General features: G+C 32.1%; 1 protein-coding gene. It reads left to right on the top strand.

The window, feature by feature from the left end; translation table 11 throughout:
• Positions 1–131: 131 nt before the first annotated feature.
• Positions 132–918 (top strand): HD domain-containing protein (locus V7183_RS24540; RefSeq protein ID WP_335361156.1); only part of this gene is annotated, 787 nt, incomplete at its 3' end.

Genomic DNA, 918 nt, shown 5'->3' with positions numbered 1-918 from the left:
GGAGTTACTTGACGTTTACCAATAAAAAGTATATTAAAAATTTCTCATAATCGAAGGAGAATGAAGTTTTTAATAAACAGAAAATTCGATATAATTTTATGGGAATTTTATTTTTTGAGGAGGGAGAAGCTGTGCAGATTACAGATTCAGTTTATGGGAGGGTTTCGATTCAGGATAGAGATATCATTGAATTAATAAAGACAGAAGCATTTCAAAGATTGGCTCATATTAAACAGCAAGGACATACATATTATTTACATCCGAATGCAACACATACAAGGATAGAACATTCTATAGGGGTATATGTACTTATAAATAAAGTTATAACGCATCTTACTATAATCGGTGACATTGATTTGTCAGAATATGAACAGAAAGTTGCTTCTATTGTAGCTCTTCTTCATGATATTGGACATGGTCCATATTCTCATTGCTTTCAACGAATATCAGGTCAAGATCATGGTGAGTGGACGATAAGGATTGTTCAAGAAGATAGAGATGTACGTGCTATCTTAGAACGGATACCTAATCTATTAGAAGATGTAATCAAAGTTTTGTCAGAAGAAAATAGTTTTCCAATTATCGAAGAACTTTTGTTTTTTTCATTAGGCATGGATCAGCTTGATTTTTGGAATCGTGATTTATATTATTCATCACTAGAATTAGAGGGAATTCCAATTGAACACCTTATTTCTACCATGCGTTTTATAAATCAAAAACTTGTTATTGAGGAAGCTGGAATACCGTATATAGAGCAGCTTGTAAAGGTAAAAAAGGAACTTTATAACCAGGGATTTGGTCATCCGTTTGTAGTGGGGAAAGATTTGTTATTGAAATTCATTTTTTATAAGATACAAGAATTGCAGTTTCCATTTTATAGTCCCGTGCTTCAAAACTTCTTTTATAAGGGAGACGAAT

Source organism: Bacillus sp. JJ1127 (assembly GCF_036965845.1).
Classification (GTDB): Bacteria; Bacillota; Bacilli; order Bacillales; family Bacillaceae_G; genus Bacillus_A.
The sequence above is the reverse complement of the archived record's forward strand: the minus strand, read 5'-3'. Positions and strand labels throughout refer to the sequence as shown.